Origin of the sequence: Verrucosispora sp. WMMD703 (assembly GCF_049178935.1) — a bacterium.
In the GTDB taxonomy this organism is placed as follows: domain Bacteria; phylum Actinomycetota; class Actinomycetes; order Mycobacteriales; family Micromonosporaceae; genus Micromonospora; species Micromonospora sediminimaris.
Genome location: NZ_JBMHMM010000004.1, coordinates 4578796 through 4602722 on the forward strand (window position 1 = coordinate 4578796; position 23927 = coordinate 4602722).

Sequence of the window (23927 nt, forward strand, 5' to 3'; positions counted from 1 at the left end):
CGTGGGGATCACCGCCCGGGGCATCGGTCTGCTCGTCGCGGCCGTGCTGCTGCTGGGGGCGGGTTTCCGGTTCGGGTACCCGGAGTTGACGTTGCTCGGCGCGGCGGCCGGCACCGCGCTGGCGGTCGCTCTGGTCGCCGCGGCCCGGCGGCCCCGGCTGCGGGTGGCCCGGCGGGCCGACCCGGATCGGGTGGCCCGGGGCGAGCCGGCCACGATGACGTTGACCGTACGCAATGCGGGACGGGTGGGGGCGGCGAGCATGTTGGCCACCGACCGCTGCGGTGGCCGGATGGTGCCGGTGCCGGTGCTGCGGCTGCGACCCGGCGCGGACACCACTGTCAGTTACCCGGTGCCGACGAGCCGGCGTGGGGTGGTGCCGGTGGGGCCGTTGCGGGTGACCCGCCGCGACCCGCTCGGCCTGGTGGTGCTGGCCCGTTCCTACGGCGATGTGGTGCCGGTGTGGGTGCATCCGCGGATCCATCCGCTGCGGGCGGTGCCCACCGGCGCGGGACGCAGTCTCGACGGGCGGGTCGACGCGGTCCCGCACGGTTCGATCACCTTCGACTCGTTGCGGGAGTACGTCGTCGGCGACGAGCTTCGTCGCGTCCACTGGCGCACCAGTGCCCGGGTGGGTGAGCTGATGGTGCGGGAGAACGTGGACACCAGCCTGCCCCGGATCGTGGTGCTGCTCGACAACCGGTCCACCGCGCATCCGGACCGGGTCGGCGGGGTGGCGGAGTCGTTCGAGTCGGCCTGTGAGGCGGCGGCGTCGGTGGTCACCGCGGCGGTCCGCGAGGACCTGCCGGTGGTACTGCTGTTCGTCGCCGCCGAGGACACCTCCGTCAAGTCGATCGGGACGGGTCCGAGTGGACCGTTGGATCGACTGGCGGCGGTGACGCTGACCGGCGAGGGGACGCTGCAGGCCGCGGCGGCGCGGCTGCGCCGCGACCGGCTCGGCGACACGCTTGTCGTCCTCACCGGACCGGGAGCGACCGAGGATCTGGGGCACGTCGGGGCGCTGCGCGGCGCGTACCCGTCGGTGGTGGTCGGGATCTTCGGGGCGGCGGAGCCGACGCCGCCGGGCGCGGCCGGCCTGGTCGTCGTCGACGCGGCCGACGGGGCGGGCTTCGCCGCCGAGTGGGACGGGGTGCGCCGGTGGTGAGGCTGCTGCGGGCGGTGGCGGTGCCGGCGACGCTTGTCGTGCTGGTCACGCTGGCCGGTGTGGTGCTCGGCCGGGTGTACGCGGGGTCGCTGCTGACGATGCTGGTGGCTGGCGCGGCGGTCGGGTCGGTGCTGGTCAGCGTGGTGACCCGGCGGCTGCCGTCCTGGCAGGTGGCGCCGGTGTCGGTGCTGGCCATGCTCGGGTGGACGGCGGTCTGCCTGCGGGTGGCGGCCGCTGACGCGCGGGTGCCGGGCGGGTTCGTCGAGGTGGCCGGTGACGCCGCCCGCAACGCCATTCCCCGGCTGCTGACCGCGATGATCCCGGTGGAGGCGACGCCGGACACGATCCTGCTGCCGGTGGTGGCCGCCTGGCTGGCTGGGCTGGCCGGGGCGGAGGTGGCGCTGCGGGCCGGGCGGGTGCTGCTGGGCTACCTGCCGCCGGTGCTGCTGCACGTCGGTGCGGTGTACGTGGTCGGACCGAACGCGGAGCCCGCGATCGGCGCGACGGTGGCGTTTGTGGTGACGGCGGCGCTCGGGTTGGCGGTGTCGTCCCGACCCGCGGACGGTGACCCCGCCGACGGGCTCGCCCCGGCGGTCCGGTCGGGGGTGCGGGCCCGGCTGGCGGTGGCCTCGGCCGCCGGTACGACGATGGTGGTGGCGCTGGCGGTGCTGCTCGGCCCGGCGGTGGCGGCCCTGGTGGACACCCGGCCGGTGGATCCTCGGCGTTATGTGCAGCCGCCGCAGGTGGAGACGCTTGACGAGAACCCGCTGATCCGGATCTCCGGTTGGGCGTTGAATCCGGAGCAGGAACTGTTCCAGGTGGCGACCGACTCCCCCGGCGACCCAGGCCTGACAGAACCGCCCGAGGGCGCGGCGACGGGCAGTGCCAGGGAGCGGATCCGGCTGGCCGTGCTCAGCGACTACGACGGGGTCACCTGGCGGGTGGGCGCGACCTACCGTAACGCCGGCCGGATCCTGCCCGCCGTCGAACCGGCGCCGTACGCCACCGTCGAAACCGTCCGCCAGGAGATCACCGTCGGTGACCTCAGTGGACGGCTGCTGCCCGCGGTACCCACCCCACGTGAGGTAAGCGGCGCCCGGGTCGCCTACGACCCGGGCACCGGCACGCTGATCCGTCCCGAGGGTCTCGCCCCCGGCCTGCGCTACACGGTGACGTCGGCCCGGGAGCGCCCCGACGCCAACCTGCTGGCCACCGCGAACACCCCGGCCGGGGACGCGGTGGCCCGGGTGCTGCACGTGCCCGACGGGGCACCGGAGCAGCTGCGGCGGCTGGCCACCCAGCTGGCCGAGGAGAACGGCGCGCCGTACGCGCGGGCGGCGGCGATCGAGCAGTGGCTGGCCGAGCACTACCGGCTGGTCGCCGACGCGCCTAGCGGCCACGCCTACCCGAACTTGGCGTTCTTCCTGTTCGGGCCGCGCAATGGCGGTGGACAGCGCGGCACGTCCGAACAGTTCGCGGCGTCGTTCGCGGTGCTGGGCCGGCTCGCCGGGCTACCGACCCGGGTGGTGGTCGGGTTCGCCGCTCCCGGGTCGGGTCCGGTGCGGGCCGCCGACGCGTACGCCTGGCCGGAGGTGCTTTTCGACGGCCTCGGCTGGGTGGCGTTCGATCCGCTGCCCCGACCGGACGAGGAGCCCCGACCGGTGGAGGAGGACTTCCGCCCCCAGCCGGAGGATCCGCCCCCGTCGGAGCAGCCGGAGCCCACCCTGGAGCCGACCGCCTCGCCACCGGCGCAGGCCGCTCCCGCCGGCCCCACGGACAGCGGGGGCGTACCGACGCCGGTGCTTGTCGGCGGCACCGGCGGCGGTCTGCTGCTCGTGGTCGTGGCGCTGCTGGCCACTCTCGCCGGTCTGCGCCGGGCACAGACCCGGGCCCGACTGCACCGGGGCGACCCCGGCCACCGCATCGCCGGCGCCTGGCGGGAGCTGACCGACACGCTGCGGTTGGCCGGCCGGCCGGTCGCCGCCGACCTGTCCGCCACCGAGGTCGCCGCGCGGGCCCGGCAGGCCCTGACCGACGTCCGGCCACCGGCCGCGGCGTACGGGGCCGTCGATGAGCTGGCCCGGCTGGTCAACCAGGTCAGCTTCGCTCCTGGCACGGCCGACGAGGAGCAGGCCGGTGCCGCCGCCGCGGCGACCACCGCCTACACGGCGGCGGTGCGAGCGGCTCGTCCCCGCTGGCGGCGACTGCTCTGGTCGGTGCACCCCGGCCCGCTGCGCTGGCACCGCTGAAGCTTGCCCGGGGTGCCTACCGTCGAGCCGTGACCACCTGGCTAGCTCTGCTCACCGTGCTGGTCGCGGTGGTGTCCGTCACCGCCGCGACGCTCGTCGTCGCCCGTCGCCGACGGGTCCCCCGGCCGATGACCCGTCAGCAGCGACTGGCCGCTGCCGCGAAGGCCACCCGGGAACTGCGTCGCTCCGCACCCCGCCGACGCCGTGGTTCCGGCGTCGGGCCGACCGGTGTGCCCGACCGCCACTCCGCCGCCATCGCCGAGAACGCCACCTACGGTGATGCTGCCGGCTTCGGCGGCAGCGGCGGCGCGTCCTGATCGGCGGCACGCAACCGGCGGACGAGTTTGCGGAGGCCGGACTGCCAGCCGTCGGGGTCCTCGGCGCGGCGGCGAGCATATTCGGCCACCTCCGGGTGCGGCAGGATCAGGAACCGTTCCTCCGCCATCCCCGCCACCGCCGCCGCAGCCACCTCGTCCGGGCTGAGCACCGCGCCGGAGGCCGCGATCACCTGGGCACCGAGGTGCCCGGCGGCCAACCCGGCGGCCAGCATCGGCGTGTCGACCCCCTGCGGGCACAGCGCGCTGACCCGGATCCCCTGGTCCCGGTAGGTCACCGACAGCCACTCGGCGAACCCCACGGCGGCGTGCTTGGTGGTGGTGTACGCGGCGTCGCCGACGGCGGTCAGCACTCCCGCCGCCGAGCAGGTGTGCAGCAGGTAGCCGCTGCCCCGGGCGAGCATCGCCGGCAGCACCGCCCGGGCGGCGTAGACGTGGGCGAGCACGTTGACCCGCCATGACCGTTCCCAGCCGGCGTCGTCGACCTCCACTCCCCCGCCGCTGCTCACTCCGGCGTTGGCGCAGAACACGTCGATCCGGCCGTAGCGGCGTTCGGTGTCGACGACCAGGGCCCGTACCTGTTCCTCGTCGGTGACGTCGACGGCGACGCCCCGGGCCAGCGGGCCCACGGCGGCGGCGGCCGCCTCGGTGGCGGCACCGTCCAGGTCGGCCAGGACCAGCGCGGCGGCTCCCTCGGCGGCGAACCGTCGGGCCAGCGCCGCACCGATTCCCCCGGCCCCGCCGGTGATCACCGCTACCCGGTCGGTGAGGTTCACGCCGACTCCTTCGCGTCGCGCCCGAGCCGGGCGACAAGGGTGGCCAGCGCCGCCGGGTCGGTGGCGGTGACCTCGGGGGTGGGCAGCAAGGCCAGCACCGGTACGTCCACCCCGGCGTCGACGTACCGACTCACCTGTGCCCGGCACTGCTCGGGCGAGCCGTGCAGGATCAACGCGTCGACCACCTCGTCCGGGATCGCGGCCAGGGCACCGCGCCGGTCGCCGGCCGCCCACGCCGCCCACATGTCCGCCAGCGCCTCCTGCCGACCGAGCCAGCGGTGGAACTCCGCGTACGCGGGCACGGTCAGGTAGCTGGTGATCATCCGGCGGCCGAGGGTGCGGGCGTACCCGGCGTCCTCGGTGGGACAGACGAAGATCCGGGCGACCACCTCGAACTGTGGACGCCGCTGCCCCAGCTCGGTCACCGCTCGGGGCACGTCGGTGGCGGCGAGCCAGTTGAGGATGACTCCGTCGGCCTCGGCGGCGGCCAGCCGCAGCATGCCCGGACGCAGCGCGGCCAGCAGCAGCGGCGGTGGGACCGCCGGTGGCCGTTCCAGGGCGAACCGGCGGACGGCGAAGGTGTCGAAGGCACCGTCGACGGTCTCCCCGCGCAGCGCCGCCCGCAGGAAACGCAGCACGTCGCGGGTGCGCCGGAACGGCTCGGTGAACTCCACGGCGTTCCAGTCGGAGACCACCACCGGCGACGACGCGCCGATGCCGAGGGCGAACCGGCCGGGGGCGACGTCGGCCAGCGCGGCGGCGCTCATCGCCAGCAGGCCGGGTCCACGGGTGAACGCCGGTGTGATCGCGGTGCCGAGCCGCAGTCCGGGCTGCCAGGCGGCGGCCAGCGCCAGCGGGGTGAACGCATCGGCCCCGTTGACCTCGGAGGACCACACGTCGGTGTAGCCGGCGTCGGCGAGGGCCGCGTACACCGCGGCGTGGTCAGCGAGCGGGATCCCGCCCAGTGGCACCGTCATTGCCCATCGCGTCGTCATCGGTCGATGGTGCCCGCCCCTGCCTCGTCGGGCAAGGTCATGGCGGCGGTCGCAGGGCCGTCACCAGCGTTAACCTTCCCAGCGTGACCTTCTCGCTCGTGGCCCGCTCCGACGACGGCCGGCTGCACGGCATCGTCGTGGCGAGCCGTTTCCTGGCCGCCGGCGCGCTCGTGCCGGGTGCCGCAGCCGATGTGGGGGCGATCGCCACCCAGGCGCACGTGAACCTGGCCTACCGGCCGCAGGGGCTGGCGCTGCTGCGGACCGGTGTGTCCGCCGCCGGCGTGGTCGCCGGCCTGGTCGCCGCCGATCCGGAACGCGATCACCGGCAGCTCGGGGTGGTCGCCGCCACCGGGCCGGGTGCCACCTGGACCGGCGCCCATTGCCGGGGCTGGGCCGGTGGGCAGGCCGGCGACGGCTGGGCGGCGCAGGGGAACATCCTCACCGGCCCGCAGGTCGTCGACGCGCTCCGCGACGCCTGGCTGGCCGGTGTCGACCTGCCGTTCGCGCAGCGGCTGCTCACGGCGCTGCGGGCCGGTGAGGCCGCTGGCGGCGACCGACGCGGCCGGCAGAGCGCGGGGCTGCTCGTGGTGCGCCGTGGTGGCGGGTACGGCGGCACCGGCGACGTCATGATCGACCTGCGGGTCGACGACCATCCAGACCCGGTCACGGAACTCGACCGGCTGCTCGCGGTGCACACCCTGCTGTTCAGCCGGCCCGATCCGGCCACCCTGCTGGACCTGACCGGCGCGCTGGCCGCCGAGGTCGCCGGTCTGCTGACCGCGCTCGGGTACCCGGCCGATCCGGCGGAGCCCGAGGACGCGTTGGTCGCCTGGGCCGGGCTGGAGAACCTGGAGGAGCGGTTGGCACCCGGTCGGATCGACCCGGTGGTCCTGGCCCACCTGCGCGCCGCCGTTCCGCACGTGCCGGCACCCCGCACCGCCGCCTGATCCGCCGGCTGCCGCGCGCAGCGGCGGCGCGTGTCTGCTCCGGGCCCCCGGCGACGGCCCGGGCGGGCGAATGCGGATACGCGGGCCGGTCGCCGGTCAGCCGCCGAAGGCGAGCAGTCGGATGCCGGCGGTGTCGAGGGCGTGTTGTTCGGCCGGACTGCGCGGGCTGCGTCCGGTGGCCTTGCGGATCAGGGTCAGCCGGTCCCAGCCGAGGCCCACCGGCAGCGCCTGCCCGCCGGTGAGCAGTTCGGCGATCACCTGGGCGGCGGTCGGGGTGAGCCACGGTGGTCGGTTCAGCGCCTCGGCCAGGTCGAGGCCGTGCACACCGACCTCCACCACCCGGGTACGCAGGAACTCCGTCACCGTCATCGCGTCGCCGTGCCGGGTGCGTACCACCCGGTCGGCGGGGTGGGCGTCGACCGCGGTGAGGGTGGCCCGCCAGGTCCGGTCGAAGTCCGCGTCGAGCAGCGCGCCGGTCCGCTCCGCCAGCCGTTCGCCGCCGCCCGGGACAGCCTCGACCCGGGCGGCCTCGGTGCGGGCGGCCTCGACCCGGGCGGCGTCGATCCGGGCGGCGTCGACTTTCGGGACGAACTTCGCGGCGCCGAAGTATCCGGCGGCATCGACCTGGGCAGGACCGGGTGCCGTGGCGGCCAGCATGTCGGCCAGCCGGCCGGCCCCGGTGCGTACGTGGGCCAGCAGGTCGGCCACCGTCCACGGGACGCAGCGGGTCGGGCGGTCGAGGTCCGAGTGGTCGAGGGTACGCAGCACCGAGCCGAGCCGCTCGCACTCGTCGCGGAAGGCCGCCCGTACGACGCTCATCCGGTCAGCCCTTGTAGCGGGGCACGAGCCGGTGCACGGCGGTGAGCACCAGCGCCATCACCACCGCCATGGAGCCGGCGATGCCGGCGGCGCTGCCCGCGTAGCCGACGAACAGTGGACGGCGGGGCAGCTCCGCCGCCGGGGTGGACCGCAGGCCCACCAGCCACCACAGGGCCAGCGCGCAGCCGGCGATCGCGAGCAGCCCGCCCACGCCCAGCAGCAGGGCGGTGAGCCGGTGCGCGTCACCGGGCGCGACCTCGGCCCGTTCCCGCTGGGTGATCAGCAGCAACAGGCCGGCCAGCGCCGCCCAGACGCCGACCACCAGGAACGCGGCGACCGCGTCGCTGGGCCGGTGCCAGCCCGCCGACAGGGTCGCCACCCCGGCGGTCGCGGCGTAGCCGGCGCCGATCACGGCGCCGACGGCCCGCACCTTGGGCGGGAGCACGAGCACCAGGGCCACCGCCACCGATCCGGCGACCGTGGTGTGCCCGCTGGGCAGGCTGTTGCCGACGTACGCCCGTTCCAGGTCGATGCCGTAGTCGGGGCGGCTCAGCCCGTACTTGAGCAGTTGGGTGGTGACGTTGGCGCCCGCGATCAGTAGGGTCGCCGCGACGGCCAGGGCGACCCGACCTCGGATCAGCGCGATGAACCCGATCATCACGGTGACTGCCAGCAGCGACACCACGGACATGGCGTTGAGGATCCGGTCGACCGGTTCCTCGATGTGGTCGCGGCCGATCCGGTTGCCGGTGAGGGCCACCGTGTCGATCCACTGGCCGATCTCCGTGTGCAGGGCGAATCGCCAGACGGCGATGAAGGCCGCCGTCTGAATGAGGGCCAGCACGACCAGCCAGACCGCAGTACCACCCCTGGGCGTCACGCGCACCCGCACAACTTAGCGGCACGCCACCGGCGTCCGGCCGGTGGCCCGTCCGTGGCGTGGAGATAGGTTGGCCGCAGGCGAAGGAGGGCGCGTGACCGGTACGTCGGAGCGGGACGTCGCCGTGGACGGGCGGCCCGAGTCGCTGGCCGATCTGCTCGGCGGGCGCCGCGGGGCCGTGGACGCCACCGTGCCGCCGGTCGCGTTCGCGGTGGGCTGGCTCGTGGCCGGACGGTCGGTCTGGGTCGGGGTGGTGGCGGCGCTGATCGCCGGCACGGTGGTGGCCGGCTGGCGGTTGCGCCGCGGTGACCGGCCCCGGTCGGTGCTGGTCGGGCTGCTCGCGGTCTGCGTGGCCGCGCTGGTGGCGGTGCGCACCGGGCGGGCGGAGGACTTCTTCCTCGTGCAGGTGCTGGCCAACGCCGCCAGCGCGCTGGCGTGGGCGGTGAGCATCCTCGTGCGCTGGCCGCTGCTGGGGGTGGTCGTCGGCACCGCGCTGGGGCAGCGCGGGCGCTGGCGCCGTGACCCGGCGCTGCTGCGGGCGTACGGGCGGGCCAGTTGGGTGTGGACGGGGACCTACCTGCTACGGGTGGCGGTGTTCGTGCCGCTGTATCTCGGTGGTCACGTGCTCGCCCTGACCGCGGCCCGGGTGGCACTGACCTGGCCGCTGGTCGCGGCGGCGCTGGCGGCCAGTTGGGCCGTGCTGCGCCGGTCGTTGCCGGCCGGTCACCCGGGTTTGCGGCACCCGGTGACGCCGCGGACCGAGCCGGCCGCGAGGGCACCGGACGACGGCGGGTCGAGCGCACCGGGGCAGGGACAATAAGGGAGAGGCCGCCACGGGGGGAGCGGCCTCTCCGGTGATGTACGTTACTCCGTCCCGGGCCGGGTTGTGATCCCGGGGCGGTCACTTTTTTTCGCTATGTGCGCGCCGTGCTCGGCGGGTCGGGGTGGTGGGGTGGGCCGACCGCTCCGCTGCGTCGGCCAGAGGGCCGACCCACCCCGGCCTGACCGTGGGTGTCAGGCCGTCTACCGGACCTGCCTCTACCCCCGAGGCCCGGCCGGTGCCTCCGGGTGGGTCACCGCCCACCCGGAGGAGTTCGTTCAGCCGTTGGGGAACAACTTCCCGTAGTCGGCGTAGGCCATGGCGACGTCCGCCTGGGCCCAGAAGCGGTGGTAACGGAACTCGGGCTCCGGCCCACCATCGAGGTACGCCTGCACCTTCGGCCACGCCGGGTCGTCCTTGTAGAACGACCGGATGTCGAGGAAGCTCTTCCCCGGCGCGATGGCGTCACCGTTGGGCATCTCACCGGTCCAGCCCGGCGGGATGTACAGGCCCTGCCCGGTGGAGGCGTCGTAGACGTCGTCGAAGCGCTCGTAGTCGCCACGCTTCTCCACCGTCGAGACACCCTGGTCGTCGGTGTGCGCGTGCAGCGCGTCCAGCAGCCCCTTGGCGGTTTCCTTCGCCTCGGTGTCGCCCGACTTCGCCGCGTACGCGATGAGGGTGCGGGCGTAGGCGGCAGCGACGCCGACGTCCTGGCCCCGGACCGTCACCTCGACGTGCAGGTTGTTGTTCGGCTGCGGGTTGTCCGGGTTCCAGTTGTTGGGCTGGCCGGTCCACTCCATGTCCGACGGGATGGACCAGTCCTCACCCAGCGTGGTGTGCTCGATCGCCCACGGAACCCACTTGTCCAGCAGCGCCTTGGCCTGGGCGTTGCCGCTGACCAGGTACAGCTCGGCGATGCGCTGCATCGACCAGGCCTGCATGCCGAACCACCGGTTCGACGGCGGGTCGTTGTAGACCGGGTCCTCGTCGTAGAACATGCCGTAGAAGGTGGCCGTGCCGGCCGGCGGCTGGCCGTAGTGCCCGCCCCAGCTGTTGGTCGCGCCACCGGCGATGCCGCCCTCGGCCGACTGGAGCCAGGTGTAGAGCTCCAACTGCCGTTCGAGGCTGTTGGTCCAGTCCGCCGCCGCGTTCGGCGAGCGCGGCTTGAGCTCGTCGACGTTTGTCAGCGCCCAGGCCGCGAACGGATTCTGGTAGCCGAAGTGGCTGTGGCTGGAGCCGATCCGCCAGGACCAGTTCTGGCTGGTCTCGTACGCGCCGCCCCAGGCGTAGTACCAGGAGAGCAGGTAGTGGGCGGAGTCGCGGCCGGAGCCGGCCGGGCAGGTGCTGGCCCCGACGCAGTTGCCGATCCGCTTGAAGTACTTGTCGAACAGGGCGTACCGCAGGTAGTCACCCATCTTGGCGGCCTTGGCCACGGTGGCCGCGACGTCGGCCTCCTTGTTCTGCTCCTTGGCCCAGGTCAGCGCCCAGTACGCGGCCTGCACGGCACGCGCGTCGGCGTCCGGAGCGTTTGTGTACTTCCACTGCTTGGCGGGGGCCTGCGACTCCTTGATGAACAGGTCCAGGTAGCCGTACTGACCGCCGTGGGCGAAGGTGTCGCAGGACGGCTGCGGCACGGTCTCCCACACCGACTCCTGGGTGCCCCGCTGGAAGGTGTTGATGTACGCGGGGCGGGTGGTGCCGTCGCCGCAGCGGCCGTAGCCGTAGACGTTGTCGACGTCCAGCAGCCAGTGCATGCCGTAGACGGAGCCGGTGTTGTAGGTCGACCGGAGCTCCGCGCGCAGCGGGTCCTGGCCGACCGGCACGTTCGAGTCCAGCTGCGACGGGTACTGGCTGGGCAGGTCGTGCTCGGCGGCGTAGGTGGCGTCACCGGCGGAGCCGGCGGTCGGCTGGTCGGCGTCGGACGGGATGATGTACCGCTCCATCACCGTCCAGGCGTCGTTGAACGGCTCCCAGTTCTGGGTCACCCGACCGTAGTAGGCCTCCAGCCACAGCCAGAAGCTGAACGCCTCGGAGGTGGTCTCGTGGCCGTGGTCCGGCGCCTCGACGATGAGCGTCTCGATGGAGTGGTACGGCACGCCCTCCGGGCTGAAGTAGCCCGCGTTCTTGATCTTGTTGTACTGGGTGAGGAAGCGCTGCACGTACTCGTCGTCCCCGCCGGGCACGTCGTTGTCGATCTCGGTGACGGTGACCGTCGCCGGGGTGTGGCCGGTGGCCGAGGCGGTGACGGTGGCGGTGCCGCCGACGGTGTCCTCGTCCTCCGCCGCCCGGACGGTCACGTCGACGCCGGTGTTCCAGTTCGACGTGGTCAGCGTCGCCGAGGTCGGCGTGACGGTGACGTCCGTGTCGCCGGTACGCGCCAGGCTCACCGCGACGTTCGCGGAGGGCGCCCGGCTCAACTTGAGGTTGAACGTCGAGCTGCCGCCCTCGGGGACGGTCACCGCGGTCGGCGTGGCGACCACGGCCGGCGAGGTGGACGCGGCGACGGTGAACGACCGCTCGGCGATCGCGGACAGACCGCTGTTGTCGTACGCCCGGGCCTGCACCGTGTAGTCACCGGCCGGCAGGCTCTCCAGGGTGTACGCGTACGGGGCACTGGTGTCGGTGTTGACCAGCAGCCCGTTGCGGTAGAACTCGACCCGGGCGACGGTGCCGTCGGGGTCGCTGGCGGTGGCGGTCAGCGGCACGGTTGCCGGGGCCGTGAACGGGCCGGCGGGCACCGACAGGCTGACCGTCGGGGGCTGCTGCGCCGTGCCACCGCAGGTGACCCCGTTGACCGAGAACGAGGTCGGCTTCGCGTTGGTGCCGGAGTAGGAGCCGTTGAAGCCGATGCTGGTGCTGCCGCCGGCCGGGATGTTGCCGTTCCAGGACTCGTTGACGGCGGTGACCTCGTTGCCGCTCTGGCTCCACCGGGCCGACCAGCCCTGGGTGACCCGTTGGTTGCCGGGGAAGGCGAACTTCAGGGTCCATCCGTTGATCGCGTCACCGGTGTTCCTGATGGTGACGTTGGCGGTGAAGCCGTTGCTCCAGTCATTTGTCGTATAAACCACGTCGCAGGCCGGTGCGGCCTGTGCGGCGGCGGCGGGGACTGTCGCCCCACCGATCGCCAGCGCCGCGGCGGCGAGCCACGCCAGGCGCCGGCGTCTAGCCAGGTTTCTCATCTGCGCGGTGTCTCCTCGGACCAGGCCGGTGGCGGTGGCGCACCGGCGGTGGCGCCTCGGGGACGACGGGTCCGCCGAGATGCCAGTGGATGGTGGTCGCTGCGGCCCGGGTCGGGCCAGCGCGGCGGGGGCGCCGTATGGGACGGCAGCTGCTCCCGCTGCTAGCAGGACGCCGTACCGGACGAGCCGGAAGCCCTCGGCGACCCGCGCTCACGCGTAACTTGGCTCCGCGCGGTCGATCGACAGTGTGCCATGGAAGCGCTCCCAACACCAGCAAGGGAACTTCCGGAAACACCGACTTGTTTCGATCTCATTTTGGGGCTTTCACAAAGCCGTGACGGGCGTTACAGTCGCAACAACGTCGATGGGAGCGCTTCCATCGACAGAGTTCCACCCGGAATATCGCTCGGGGTCGTGCCCACGGCTCCGGGGAACAGACCACAGGCCGACGGCGGGCCAGCCCGGACACCGCCGTCAGCCGTCACCCCACCACAGTGGAGGGAGGTGGATCCTCAGCCACTCGCGTGGCCCGGCTCCCGCGCGACACGCACAACTGGGACGCCAATCCGAACGTGCGTGTACCGCAACACGGTGGGGACGGGGGTTGCCCTCCCCCGTCCCCACACTAAACCCCCGTTCACGATGGGAAAAGAGGCCGACGGGTCAGACGCGCACCACCCGCGCGCCCCGCACGGCAGTCGACCCGCCCGCCGACCGCCATCCGCGACGCCCCGCCGACCGCCCGGGCGCGCACAAAGGTCCGCCCGCGGTACTCGGCGCACCCGGTCCCGCTCGCACCAACTGCCCGACCGGCACAGCGCCCTTCCCCACCCCACGTCATCCCGCCACCGAGGTCGTCCGCCCCACCCCTCGTGACGACTCGACCCGGCGGGGACCGCCTACCCTCTACCCTTTGTTGGGAGCGCTCCCGGGCTCAGGCGGTCGTCCCCATCCACGAGGAGAACCCATGTCGATACTCACCAGGCGGCACCTGCTGCGCCGCGCGGCGCTCTCCGCCACCGCCGCCACCCCGGTCAGCGCCGTCCTCGGCAGCACCGCCGCGGCCACCACCGCCACCGGTCTCGCCGGCTGCCAGCCCGGCGACCCGGCCGACGAGACGGCCACCGCGTCGAGCCCGAGCACCCGGCGGTCCTTCCCGCCCGACTTCGGTTGGGGCGCCGCGACCTCCGCGTACCAGATCGAGGGCGCCGCCAAGGAGGACGGCCGCGGCGAATCGATCTGGGACACGTTCAGCCGGGCGCCGGGACGCACCCGCAACGGCGACACCGGCGACGTGGCCGCCGACCACTACCAACGCTATGCCGAAGACCTCGATCTGATGCGCGACCTGGGGCTGCGCAGCTACCGGTTCTCCATCTCCTGGCCGCGCATCCAGCCCGACGGAACCGGCGCCGCCAACCAACGCGGCCTCGATTTCTACCGTCGTCTCGTCGACGGTCTGCACGAACGCGGGATCGCCCCGATGGCCACGCTGTTCCACTGGGACCTGCCGCAGAGCCTGCAGGACACCGGCGGCTGGGAGTCCCGCGACGTCGCCCAGCGCTTCGCCGACTACGCCGGCATCGTCTTCGACGCCCTCGGCGACCGGGTACCGGTCTGGCTGACCATCAACGAGCCGAAGACCGTGGTACAGAACGGCTACCTCTTCGGCCACCACGCCCCCGGCCGGCAGGACCCCGACGCGGCGTACCTGGTCGCCCACCACCTCCAACTCGCCCACGGCCTCGCCGTCCGCGCCCTGCGCGCCACCGGCGGAAAGAGCCGCATCGGCCCCGCCTTCAACCTGCACCCCTGCTACCCCGCGGACGACTCGACCGCCGCCGCGGAGGCCGCCCGCCTCTACGACGGCTACGAGAACCGCCTCTACCTCGACTCCGCGTTGACCGGCAGCTACCCGGCCGACGTGCTGGCCGATCTAGGACCCGACAGCCGGATGGTCCGCGCCATCCGCGACGGTGACCTGGAGATCATCTCCACCCCGATCGACCTGCTCGCGGTGCAGTACTACACCCCGATCTACGTCACCGCGTCCGGCGGCACGGTACGCCGCTGGCCCACCTCCGAGGCGGACTGGCAGCAGATCTACCCCGAGGGGATGTACGACGTCCTGACCCGGGTCACCCGCGACTACGGGCCGATCCCCCTCACCGTCACCGAGAACGGCCTGCCCACGCCGGACGAACTCAGCGCCGACGGCACCGTCGACGACGACGGCCGCGTCACCTTCCTCCGCGACCACCTGACCGCCGCACATCGGGCGATCGCCGAAGGCGTGCCGCTGGAGAGCTTCCACGTCTGGTCCCTGCTCGACAACTTCGAATGGGCCGAGGGCTATGAGCAGCGCTGGGGGCTGATCTACGTCGACTACCCCACCCAGCGACGGGTGTTCAAGCGCAGCGCCCACTGGTACCGCCAGGTCATCGCGGACAACGCGGTCTGACGCGTCAGCGCGGCGGCGGCCCGACCCCGGGGCCGCCGCCGCGGCACGTACGATCCCGACATGCCTGAGCACAACCGTCTGGGCCGGCCGTTCTGGACCTTCTGGAGCGCCGCCGCGCTGGCCAATCTCGGCGACGGCATCCGGGTGGCCGCCTTCCCGCTGCTGGCCGCCGCGCTCACCGACGACCCGCTGGCCGTAGGTGCGGTTGCCGCCGCGCAGTTCCTGCCGTGGCTCGTCTCCGGGATGTTCGCCGGGGCCCTCGCCGACCGCCGAGCCACCCGTACGCTGCTCGCCGCCGCCGACACCGGCCGCGTGGTGGTGCTGGCCGCGCTGGCCACCACGGTCGCCCTGGGCTGGGCCACCATCTCGCTCGTCGTCGCCGCCGCGTTCCTGCTCGGCGTCGGCGAGACCATCCGGGACACCGCCGCCCAGACCGCCGTACCCAGGCTCGTCCCCGACCCGCAGTTGGAGAAGGCCAACGGGCGGCTGGTCGCCGGGGAGATCGTCGGTAACGAGTTCGTCGGCCCACCGGTGGGCGCCCTGCTGTTCGTGCTGGGTGCGGCCATCCCGTTCGCCGTCAACGGGGCCACCCTGGCCCTGGCGGTGATGCTCGTGCTCTCGCTGCCGCTGACCCTGGCGCACCGGGCCACCGCAGCTGCCGGCGACGCCCCGCCGAGCGCCGACGGCGACGGGGCCCTGGCCGGTTTGCGCTGGCTCGTCCGCCAGCCGACGCTGCGCACCCTGGTGCTCGTCACCGCTGCCGTGGCCGCCGCGGACACCGCCTGGTTCGCGATCTTCGTGCTCTACGCCCGCGATGCCCTCGGCCTCGGCGCGTTCGGCTTCGGTCTGCTGCTGTCCACCGGCGCCGCCGGCGGACTGATCGGCTCGTTCGCCGCCGACCGTCTCGTCGCCCGCTTCCAGCACCGGTCCGTGTTGACCTGGTCCATGGCCGTCACCGCCGGCGTACCGGTCCTGCTGGCCGTCGTCGGGCACCGCGCCGTCGCGGTGGTCGTGGTGGTCACCACCAGCGCCGCGTTCGCCGTGCTCAACGTCGCCGCGCTGTCGGTACGCCAACGGCTGGTGCCGGGCGGGCTGCTCGGTCGGGTCATCGCCGCCTCCCGCGTGGTCACCTACAGCTGCACCGCGCTGGGCGCGCTGGCCGGCGGTGCCCTGGCCGCCCGAGCCGGCATCGAGGCGCCGTTCCTGTTCAGCGGCGTCGTCGCCGTGGCCGCCACCGTCGCCTGGTGGGTCGCCTCCCGACCCACCACCCCCGGCGCCGCGCCCGGCCTCCGGTAAGCGTTCGGCCGGCCGCCCACTGCCCCGCCGGATCAGCGGGGCAGCGCCTGCTGAAGTTCCGCGCGCAGGGCCGGGGTCAGCATCTCCCCGGCCTGCTTGGCCAGCCGGGCCATCTCGTAGCCCACCACGCCGATGTCGGCGTCCGCCGCCGCCAGGGTGGCCAGGATCGAGCCGTCGCGTACCTGCATCACCAGGAAGTAGCCCCGGCCCATCTCCACCACGGTCTGCTTGACCACGTCCCCGTCGAACATCTGGGCGGCACCGGCGGTGATGCTCATCAGTCCCGAGGTCACCGCGGCGAGCTTGTCGGCGTGGTCCCGTGGCAGGTGGTCGGATATCGCGACCAGCAGCCCGTCGGAGGAGACCACCACCGCGTGCGCCACCCCGGGCACCCGCTCCGCGAACGCGCTGACCAGCCAGCTCAGGTCGCGAGCCTCCTGCGACAACGTCGTCACTTCCGTCCTCCTTCGCTCCACGCCCCGAGCGGTGGCACGGGTATCTCGGTGGTCTCCTCAGCCTCTGCCCGCCGTACGCCGCTGTACAACCTGGACAACATCCCGCCGACGGCTTCCGGATCCGGATCGTCGCGGGCCGTCGACTGCTGTTCTGGACGGGCCGGCTGGGTCACCGCACTGAGCTGCGCCATCGGCACCCGCATCGGCAGACCCCGTTCGTTCGTCCCGGCGGTCACCGGCACGGCCGGCGGGGCCGGCGCGCCGGCCCCGACCGCGGGGACGACCGACGACGAAGGGCCCTCCCGCGACCACCAGCCGCTTCCGCCGCTGGCCGGTGCCGCTGCCGGGGCGAGCACGTCCTCGGCGCGTACCGGCACCGGGTGGGCCTGGCGGGGCACCGTGGTCGGACGTCGCCCGGCCACCGGCAGATCCGCCGGCCCCGGGTCGGCCGGGGCGACCGGACGAGGTGTCGCGACGGGCAGCCCGCGCGGCGAAGGCACCGGGTCCAGGCTCGGCGGCGGCGCTTCGGCGAGCAGCGGACGCGGCAGGCGTACCCGGGCCACCAGTCCACCGGCACCGCCGTGCAACCGCACCTCGATGCCGTGCCGAGCGGCGAGGTGACTGACCACGAACAGACCCATCCGCTCGACCGCCGCCACGTCGGCGGCCGGCGGGGCGGCCAGCACCGCATTCGCCTCCGCCAGTGCCGCCGGGCTCATCCCGAGGCCCTGGTCGGCGATCTCGATCACCGCTCCAGACCCCTCCACCCGGGCCATCACCTGCACGATGGTGTCCGGCCGGGAGAAGGCGGTCGCGTTCTCCAGCAACTCGGCCAGCAGGTGCACCAGCTCACCAACCGCGTGCCCGACCACGTGCAGATCCGCCACCGCCTCGTGCCGCACCCGCTGGTACTGCTCGATCTCGGCGCTGGCCGCCAGCAGCACCGCGCTCAGCCCGATCGGCCGGTTCCACCGGCGGGTCGACTCGGTACCGGCGAGCACCAGCAGGCTCTCGTCGTTACGGCGCATCCGGGCGGCGAGGTGATCCAGCTTGAACAGGTTCTCCAGCTGCTCGGGGTCGCCCTCCTCGCGCTCCAGGTCGTCGAGCAGCTCCAGCTGCCGCTCCACCAGCACCTGGCTGCGTCGGGCGAGATTGATGAACATCGCGTTGACGTTGCGACGCATGTTCGCCTGCTCGACGGCCACCCCGACGGCGCTGCGGTGCACCGCGACGAACGCCTCGGCCAGTTCTCCGATCTCGTCGAGCGACCGTACGACCGCCGGCGAGACGTCGATCGGCGGTACGCCACCGGAGACCGACCGCAGCCGGGCCAGCGCCTCGGGCAGCTCGATCTGCGCGATCCGCAGCGCCTGTGAACGCAGCAGCCGGATCGACCGGGCCAACGACCGACCGATCAGCACCGAGATCAGCACCGCCACCAGCAGGACCGTGATGATCACGCCGACGACCAGCAGCGTCTCCCGCAGCTGGGTCTCGCTCGCGTCGTCGGCCTGCCGCGCCGAGGCCGACAGCACGTCTGCCTCAAAGGCCTGCAACAGCTCGTGGCGGGCCTCGCTGGCCGTCCACCATTGCTCCGCGTCAAGCACCGCCGACCCGGACGTGCCCTGCGACAGCGCCTGCTCCTCCATCCGGGAGGCGGCGATGAAGGCGGGGTCCAGGCTCATCTCGTCGTAGCGGGTCACCTGTGCGCTCGTCGCGGCGATCCGGAACGCGCCGAGCGCGGTCAGCTGACGCGCCCGCAGGTCGGGCAGCTGGGCCGCGTCCTCGGAGTCGTAGCTGCCGGCACGGGCCGCCGCGTACAGCTCCGCCCGGACCCGCGAGGAGAGTTCCTTGGCCCGGGCGAACTGCACGTAGCGCAGCACCGCGTCGGCCAGCTCCGGCCGGTCGGCGCCGGGCGTCGGCTGGGCGAGCAGATTCAGCAACGCGTCGATCGCCCGGTGGTAGTTACCGATGATGGTGTCGTCGCTGAGCACCACCGTGGTCATCGTGTTCCGGATGTAGCCGACCTGCTGGTACGCCTGGGAGGCCACCACGTAGACGTCCCGCCACGAGGCGTCCGCCTCGGCCAACGGCTCAGCCGCCGCGCGCAGTTCCGCCGCTGCCTGGTCGGCGGCGTCGCGGTAGGGCTGCAACACGGCCAGCCGCTCCTCGCTCGCCTCCTCGTCGGCGGCGTCACGCAGCGCGGGCAGTTCCCCGGCCGTACGGTCGCGCTCCATCTGCAACCGGTGGGTCAGCGTGGTGATCTCGCGTCCGATGCCGACCTGGGCGGCGAAGTCACCCAGGACGCTGGCGCGGCTGACCAGGCTCTCGGTCTGCACCCCCGCCAGCACCAGGAAGGCGACCGACGGAATCACCAGCACCGTGGCCAGCTTGGTACGCATCCGCCAGTCCCGCAGGCGCAGGGCAGAGCGACGCCGGTGGGGTACCACCCGGACGTCGAACCGACGCCGGCGGTGCTGCGACACCCCGTGCGCCTGCTCCGGTCCTACACCCACCCGCTCCTCCTCCCCCACGCGTCCGCCGCGGTCCGGGGAGCGCCGTCCATCCAACCAGGCCCGGGAGCAGTGTCAACGCCCTGCCCTTATGAACGGTTAAGGAAGGGTACTGCTGGTCGCAACCCTATGCCGAGGTCGCCGAGTCTTGATCATCCGTCCGGCCGATGTCGGCCACCACCACGGCATTGGCGATCCGGCCGGTGGCCACCAGCGCCGCGCCGGTGGCCCCGATCTCCGGGTGCCGCGCGAAGTGGACCGGCCGGGGGGCCAGCACCGCCGCGAACGCTCTCCGCCACCAGCTCGAGGCGGCCATCGCGCCGCCGCCGAGGACCACCTCCACCGGCCGGCCAACCGTGGACTCCAGCACCACCAGGTCGTCGACGACCTGCTCGCACACCCCGTACATGAGTCCGGCCAGCATCTCCACCGCAGTGGTGCCGAAGCCCAGTCCCCGCAGCTCGCCCAGCCCGGCCGGGCGCATGCCCGGCGGACGGTCACCGCCGAAACGGACGTTGGCCGGCCGACCGCCGTCGGGCGGCAGCAGGTCCAGCGCCGCCTCCAACTCGCGGCCGGTCGGCAGCCGCAGCTCCCGGTCCGCCCAGGCGAACAGGTTCCCGCCCGAGGAGTACGCGACTCCGGTCACCACATGGTCGTGGTCGACGCGGTAGCGCCACAACCGGTGGGGCAGGGCGGTCGGCTCGGCGGACGTCGACATCCGCTGCAACAGCCGCACCGCCGAGGACGTACCCACGGTCACCGCCGCCCGGGTCGGGTCGACGCAGCCGGAGCCGACGTTGGAGGCGGCGCCGTCGCCGAGCGGTGGCGTCCACCGGGCCCGAGCCAGGGCCGGCCACCGCCGCCCGTACTCGGCGCGCAGCCTCCCGTGCCAGCCGCGTGGGGCCAGTTCGGGAAGGTCGGCACCGTCGCTGCCGGCCAGCGCGCAGGCCTCCGGGTCCCAGTCCAAGGTGTGCAGGTCCAACAGGCCGGTGCCGGACGCCTGGGACATCGACATCGGCGCCTCGGTGAGCAACCCGCCGAGCACGTACTCGACAAGTCCGGTGAACCGGGCCACCCGGTCACCGGTGTGGACTCGCAGCCAGGGCAGCCGCACCGACCAGTAACAGCGGTGCCACCAGGTGCCGGTGCGCTGGTGGAAGGCGTCCGGGTCAACCGGGCCGACTGCGGTGGCCGAGGGCTCGGGCCGGGTGTCGAGCCAGGTCAGCACCGGGCCGAGCGGCTCGTCGTCGGCACCCAGCGGCACCACCGAGTGCCACTGGCCGCTGATCGCCACCAGTTCCACCCCGTCCAACCAGCCCTGTCCGTGCAACTCGTCCAGGCACTCGATCAGGCAGGCCAGGTAGGCACGGGCGTCCAGGGTGCCGGCACCCTCGTCGTCGACGGTGACCGCCATGCGGCGACGAGCCAGCGCCCCCGGCAACGGCTGCGCGTCGTCCAGCACGAGCCCACGCACCGACGAGGTGCCCAGGTCCAGCGCGAGAATCTTCATCGCGGGTCAACGTACCCGGTGATCGTGACTCGACAACGCTGCCGGGCGCCGGGTCCGCCGATCGGCTTCCGCGCCGGCCACCCGACGCGTAGAGTGTTCGCATGCTTGCGCGATTGACCTGCTGGTGGCCCGCCGACCCGGCGGCCCTCCCCCGCGCGTAGCTTCATCAACGCGGCCGCCCGACGAGGCGGCCGCCGGTCATCTCCCGGTTTCCGGGCCGCCCCCCAACGGTGGTCACCCGGCCTGAGGAGACCGATGCACCAGCTCACCGACCTGCTCGACACGCTCGCCGCCGGCTTCGACCCCGGCCCGTTCGCGCTGTTACGCCGCGACGGCGCCGAGCATCTCGACCTGTTCACCGGGACCGTGTCGACCGTCGACCGGCTCGCCGACATCCCGCTGCCCGCCACGGCCGCCGGCCCGGCGACGCTGGCCCTGGTGCCGTACCGCCAGGTCGCCGAGCGGGGCTTCGCCTGTGCCGACGACGGGGTACCACTGGAATGCCTCCGCGTCGACCACCACCACCGGCTGCCGCTGGCCGGTGTCCTCGACGCCCTGCCGACCGCGCCCATCCGCACCACCGGCGCCGCCTTCGACATCAGCGACGACGAGTACGCCGCCATCGTGGCCCGGGTGCTGGCCGACGAGATCGGCCACGGAGAGGGCGCGAACTTCGTCATCCACCGTACGCTACGCGCCCAGGTGCAGGGTGCCCCGCTGGCCGCCGCGCTGGCGGCACTGCGCTCACTGTTGACCCGGGAGCGCGGAGCGTACTGGACGTTCGTGGTGCACACCGGGGCGCGCACCCTGGTCGGTGCGAGCCCGGAGCGGCACGTGAGCGTCGACGACGGTCTGGTGCTGATGAACCCGATCAGCGGCACGTTCCGGCACACCGGCGCCGCTGCCGACCGGGCCGCGCTGCTGCGCTTCCTCGCCGACACCAAGGAGACCGAAGAGCTGTACATGGTCCTCGACGAGGAGTTGAAGATGATGGCCACCGTCGCCGAGCACGGTGGGCAGGTCGTCGGGCCGTACCTGAAGGAGATGTCCCACCTGGCGCACACCGAGTACCTGCTGGCCGGACGGGGCACGAAGGACGTCCGCGAGGTGCTGCGGGAGACGATGTTCGCGCCGACGGTGACCGGCAGCCCGATGGAGAACGCCTGCCGGGTGATCGCCCGGCACGAACGCACCGGACGCCGCTACTACTCCGGGGTGCTGGCCCTGCTCGGCCACGACGAGACGGGCCGGCAGAGCCTCGACGCGCCCATCCTGATCCGTACCGCCGAGATCTCCCCCGCCGGTGAGTTGCGGGTACCGGTCGGTGCGACCCTGGTGCGTCATTCCACCCCCGCCGCCGAGGTCGCAGAGACCCACGCCAAGGCCGCCGGTGTGCTGGCCGCCCTCGGTCTCGGGCCGCAGGCGCCGGCCGGGCCGCAGGCGACGCACCGGCTCACCGACGATCCGCAGGTGCGCGCCGCCCTCGCCGCCCGCAACGCGCCGCTGGCCCGGTTCTGGCTGGACCAGCGGCCACCGGGCGCTCTGGCCCTGCCCACCCTGACCGGCCGCCGGGCCCTCATCGTCGACGGGGAGGACACCTTCACCGGGATGCTGGCCCACCAGCTCGGCGCCCTCGGGCTGTCGGTCACCGTCCGGCCGTGGCAGGACGAGCAGCCGGTCCAGGCGTACGACCTGGTGGTGGTCGGGCCGGGCCCGGGTGACCCGACCGGCAACACGGAGAAGATGACCAGGTTGCGCGCCCTGCTCACCCGGTTGCTGGACGCCGGGCACCCAACGCTCGCCGTCTGTCTCGGTCACCAGCTCCTCGCCGGTCTGCTCGGGCTGCCCGTGCACCGCCGAGACGCCCCCTACCAGGGGCTGCAACGCACGGTCACCCTCTTCGGCACGCCCCGTCGGGTCGGCTTCTACGCCACCTTCACCGCCCGCGCCACCACCGGTCGTCTCGATGGCCCGTACGGGCCGGTGGAGTTGGCGCGCGACGAGTCCGACGGCGCGGTGCACGCCCTGCGGGGACGCGGCTTCGCCGGGGTGCAGTTCCATCCCGAGTCGGTGCTCAGCCCGGACGGGGTGGCGGTGCTGACCGACCTGCTGCGCGACCTGCTGCCGGCAGCGGCCGGTGAGTTGTCCCCGGCGGCGCAGGCATAGCCGGCCCGATCCCGGGTAGCGCTGTCCATGGCCGACGGTCCGGGCGGGTCTGAGAGCCCCCGCCCGGACCGTCGGTCCCGTGGTGTCGGGCCGCTCAGGCGGCCATGCCCTGCTTGAGCGCCGCGCCGATGCGTACCGCCCGCTTGGCGGTCAGCGCGACCGCCCCCAGCGCGACGTGGTCGGGCGCGGTCTCGCCGTTGTTGCTGGTGTGCGAGGCACCGTACGGGTTGCCGGCGGTGAACTGGCTCGGCTCGGTGTACCCGGGGGTGACCACGATCCCGCCCCAGTGGTAGAAGACGTGGAACAGCGACAGCAACGTCGACTCCTGCCCGCCGTGCTCGGTGGCGGTGGAGGTGAAGGCCGAATAGACCTTGTTCGCCAGCGCGCCCTGGGCCCACAGCGGGCCGGTGGTGTCGATGAACTGCTTGAGCTGGGCGGCGACCAGGCCGTAGCGGGTCGGCGAACCGAAGATCACCACATCCGCCCAGCTGAGGTCGTCCGGCTGCGCCTCCTCCACGTCCTGGGTCTCCATCCGGTGCGCCCGCCATCCCGAGTTGGAGCGGATCGCCTCGTCCGGTGCCAGCTCCCGTACCTTGCGCAGCCGCACCTCCGCACCCGCCTCACCGGCGGCCTCGCAGGCCGCCTGCGCCATCTGGTAGGTGATGCCCGTAGCGCTGTAGTAGATCACCGCCACCTTGACCTGTGCCGCCATCGCTCGTCCTTCCTCCTTGGGATCAGCTCCGGCGACTACCCGATGCTTGCGGTGACAAACATTGGGCGGCGCGCGTGGATATCTGGTGGCCGGCACCGGCGGCGTACTGGCAGGCTGGTCGGCGATGGAGATCAGGATCGCGACCGCCGACGACTGGCCCGGCATCTGGCCGTTCCTGCGCGAGATCGTCGCGGCGGGTGAGACGTACACCTGGCCCCGGGACGTCGACGAGACACAGGCCCGACAGATGTGGCTGGTACCTCCGCCGGGCCGCACCGTGGTCGCCGTCGACACCGACGGCACGGTCCTCGGCTCGGCGAAGCTGACCCCCAACCAGCTCGGGCCGGGGGCACATGTCGCAAACGCCAGTTTCATGGTCGCTCCGTCGGCGGCCGGGCGCGGCATCGGGCGGGCACTGGGCGAGCACGTGCTGGGCCTGGCCCGCGCCGACGGCTACCGGGCGATGCAGTTCAACGCGGTGGTCGCGGTCAACACCCGCGCGGTGGCGCTGTGGCGGTCACTCGGCTTCGAGGTGGTGGGGCGGATCCCGGAAGGCTTCCGACACGCCGTCGAGGGCTACGTCGACCTGCTGGTGATGTATCGGCGGCTCTGAGCGGCGCGTCGACCGTCGCGCACCGCCGGATAGCCTGGG

General features: G+C 73.3%; 18 protein-coding genes. 9 read left to right on the top strand and 9 right to left on the bottom strand.

The annotated features are described in order from the left end of the window. Position 1 precedes the first annotated feature (1 nt). From ACN26Z_RS21330 to ACN26Z_RS21340, 3 genes are read left to right on the top strand one after another with little or no spacing between them, the layout of a single operon-like run. Positions 2 to 1162: a DUF58 domain-containing protein gene (locus tag ACN26Z_RS21330; protein ID WP_421463126.1), complete on the top strand. Its 1161-nt coding sequence runs from the start codon at positions 2 to 4 to the stop codon at positions 1160 to 1162. Then, positions 1138 to 3411 (top strand): transglutaminaseTgpA domain-containing protein, encoded by a 2274-nt coding sequence (locus ACN26Z_RS21335; RefSeq protein ID WP_421463128.1) that lies wholly within the window; start codon positions 1138 to 1140, stop codon positions 3409 to 3411. The genes ACN26Z_RS21330 and ACN26Z_RS21335 overlap by 25 nt, the downstream gene beginning before the upstream one ends. 29 nt (positions 3412 to 3440) lie before the next feature. Further along, a complete protein-coding gene (locus tag ACN26Z_RS21340) occupies positions 3441 to 3728 on the top strand; it encodes a hypothetical protein (protein ID WP_421463130.1) in 288 nt (95 codons plus the stop codon). Here the strand turns inward: ACN26Z_RS21340 and ACN26Z_RS21345 are convergent. Both ACN26Z_RS21345 and ACN26Z_RS21350 read right to left on the bottom strand, forming a co-directional pair. After that, positions 3683 to 4522 (bottom strand): SDR family oxidoreductase, encoded by an 840-nt coding sequence (locus tag ACN26Z_RS21345; protein ID WP_421463132.1) that lies wholly within the window; start codon positions 4520 to 4522, stop codon positions 3683 to 3685. The two genes, ACN26Z_RS21340 and ACN26Z_RS21345, sit on opposite strands and share 46 nt — an antisense overlap. Next, positions 4519 to 5499, bottom strand: a complete 981-nt coding sequence (locus ACN26Z_RS21350; RefSeq protein WP_093408046.1) for an LLM class F420-dependent oxidoreductase — start codon at positions 5497 to 5499, stop codon at positions 4519 to 4521. The genes ACN26Z_RS21345 and ACN26Z_RS21350 overlap by 4 nt, the downstream gene beginning before the upstream one ends. Positions 5500 to 5600: 101 nt before the next feature. Between ACN26Z_RS21350 and ACN26Z_RS21355 the strand changes: the two genes are divergently transcribed. Next, positions 5601 to 6464 (top strand): DUF1028 domain-containing protein, encoded by an 864-nt coding sequence (locus ACN26Z_RS21355; protein ID WP_421463134.1) that lies wholly within the window; start codon positions 5601 to 5603, stop codon positions 6462 to 6464. 96 nt (positions 6465 to 6560) lie between these two features. On the opposite strand, the gene ACN26Z_RS21360 is transcribed toward ACN26Z_RS21355, so the two are convergent. Together ACN26Z_RS21360 and ACN26Z_RS21365 are read right to left on the bottom strand one after the other, a co-directional pair. Continuing rightward, a complete protein-coding gene (locus ACN26Z_RS21360; protein WP_421463136.1) occupies positions 6561 to 7283 on the bottom strand; it encodes a maleylpyruvate isomerase N-terminal domain-containing protein in 723 nt (240 codons plus the stop codon). Between the two features lie 4 nt (positions 7284 to 7287). Continuing rightward, positions 7288 to 8175: a phosphatase PAP2 family protein gene (locus ACN26Z_RS21365; RefSeq protein ID WP_421463138.1), complete on the bottom strand. Its 888-nt coding sequence runs from the start codon at positions 8173 to 8175 to the stop codon at positions 7288 to 7290. Between the two features lie 82 nt (positions 8176 to 8257). Between ACN26Z_RS21365 and ACN26Z_RS21370 the strand changes: the two genes are divergently transcribed. Continuing rightward, on the top strand, positions 8258 to 8983 hold the full coding sequence (locus tag ACN26Z_RS21370) for a DUF3159 domain-containing protein (RefSeq protein WP_421463140.1): 726 nt from the start codon (positions 8258 to 8260) through the stop codon (positions 8981 to 8983). 278 nt (positions 8984 to 9261) lie between these two features. Here the strand turns inward: ACN26Z_RS21370 and ACN26Z_RS21375 are convergent, their stop codons facing one another. Beyond that, positions 9262 to 12162 (bottom strand): glycoside hydrolase family 48 protein, encoded by a 2901-nt coding sequence (locus tag ACN26Z_RS21375; RefSeq protein WP_093408059.1) that lies wholly within the window; start codon positions 12160 to 12162, stop codon positions 9262 to 9264. A 967-nt stretch (positions 12163 to 13129) separates the two neighbouring features. Between ACN26Z_RS21375 and ACN26Z_RS21380 the strand changes: the two genes are divergently transcribed. Both ACN26Z_RS21380 and ACN26Z_RS21385 read left to right on the top strand, forming a co-directional pair. Beyond that, a complete protein-coding gene (locus tag ACN26Z_RS21380; protein ID WP_232511360.1) occupies positions 13130 to 14623 on the top strand; it encodes a GH1 family beta-glucosidase in 1494 nt (497 codons plus the stop codon). 60 nt (positions 14624 to 14683) lie between these two features. Further along, on the top strand, positions 14684 to 15919 hold the full coding sequence (locus tag ACN26Z_RS21385) for an MFS transporter (protein ID WP_421463142.1): 1236 nt from the start codon (positions 14684 to 14686) through the stop codon (positions 15917 to 15919). A gap of 32 nt (positions 15920 to 15951) precedes the next feature. Here ACN26Z_RS21385 and ACN26Z_RS21390 read toward each other — a convergent pair whose 3' ends face one another. The 3 genes from ACN26Z_RS21390 to ACN26Z_RS21400 all read right to left on the bottom strand — a co-directional run bounded on the left by ACN26Z_RS21390 (position 15952) and on the right by ACN26Z_RS21400 (position 20397). Next, on the bottom strand, positions 15952 to 16365 hold the full coding sequence (locus tag ACN26Z_RS21390) for a roadblock/LC7 domain-containing protein (RefSeq protein ID WP_155218583.1): 414 nt from the start codon (positions 16363 to 16365) through the stop codon (positions 15952 to 15954). A 5-nt stretch (positions 16366 to 16370) separates the two neighbouring features. Then, a complete protein-coding gene (locus tag ACN26Z_RS21395) occupies positions 16371 to 18890 on the bottom strand; it encodes a nitrate- and nitrite sensing domain-containing protein (protein WP_421463144.1) in 2520 nt (839 codons plus the stop codon). 124 nt (positions 18891 to 19014) lie between these two features. Further along, positions 19015 to 20397: an FGGY family carbohydrate kinase gene (locus ACN26Z_RS21400; RefSeq protein WP_421463146.1), complete on the bottom strand. Its 1383-nt coding sequence runs from the start codon at positions 20395 to 20397 to the stop codon at positions 19015 to 19017. A gap of 255 nt (positions 20398 to 20652) precedes the next feature. Here ACN26Z_RS21400 and ACN26Z_RS21405 point away from each other — a divergent pair, with 255 nt between their 5' ends. Beyond that, positions 20653 to 22563: an anthranilate synthase family protein gene (locus ACN26Z_RS21405; RefSeq protein ID WP_421463148.1), complete on the top strand. Its 1911-nt coding sequence runs from the start codon at positions 20653 to 20655 to the stop codon at positions 22561 to 22563. 94 nt (positions 22564 to 22657) lie between these two features. Here the strand turns inward: ACN26Z_RS21405 and wrbA are convergent, their stop codons facing one another. Beyond that, positions 22658 to 23275 (bottom strand): NAD(P)H:quinone oxidoreductase, encoded by a 618-nt coding sequence (gene wrbA / locus ACN26Z_RS21410; RefSeq protein ID WP_421463149.1) that lies wholly within the window; start codon positions 23273 to 23275, stop codon positions 22658 to 22660. A gap of 124 nt (positions 23276 to 23399) precedes the next feature. On the opposite strand from wrbA, the gene ACN26Z_RS21415 reads away from it, so the two are divergent. Beyond that, positions 23400 to 23888, top strand: coding sequence for a GNAT family N-acetyltransferase (locus ACN26Z_RS21415; protein WP_282240770.1), 489 nt, complete (start codon positions 23400 to 23402; stop codon positions 23886 to 23888). Positions 23889 to 23927: the final 39 nt, after the last annotated feature.